A 559-nucleotide genomic window follows, 5' to 3' on the forward strand; every position below is an offset into this window, starting at 1 on the left:
ATCTGTTCGGATTCGACGAGCGTCAGGTCGACGGTGTGGCCCATCGTCCGGGCGATCGCCGCGGCCATCATCCAGCCTGCGGTGCCCCCGCCGGCGATCACGATTTTCTTAGGGGTTCGCATGCTGGTCATGGTCGCCAATTGCCCCTGCACTGCATCTCTTCCTCATCCCGTCGATCTCGCCGTATCGCCTCAATCGATCGGCGCACCCCTAATTTGGAAGCGCTTCCAATTGATTGGTAGACTGTCTGTTGTTGGTCCGTCAAGCCTGAGCAGTCAGTGATGTTTGGCGGTTCGCGAAGGACTGGATACCGGAGCCTTCGAGCCTAATCTGCGATGCGCTTCGAAAATTATGCACGGGAAATATCAAGAGCGAAGTGAGCACCGCCACGGTCTCTTAGACACAAACACCTAAGTGAATCGCGGACTTTCGGCCCTTATGAGTGTCAGTCGCCAAGGCCGCGATTGCGTGCGCTTGTATCGAAAATTTTGGATTGCCCTGTGATCGCCCATGCCCGAGGAATAGCGGAAAACGGCACCAATCCTGGCAAAATCTGGAG

General features: G+C 56.2%; 1 protein-coding gene. It reads right to left on the bottom strand.

The window, feature by feature from the left end; translation table 11 throughout:
* Positions 1-131, bottom strand: a 131-nt coding sequence (locus tag AC3WJD_RS09510; RefSeq protein WP_492746454.1) for a tryptophan 7-halogenase, incomplete at its 3' end; no start/stop codon positions are given.
* Positions 132-559: the final 428 nt, after the last annotated feature.

Source organism: Sphingobium sp. FW306-1B-F04DB (genome assembly GCF_058781925.1).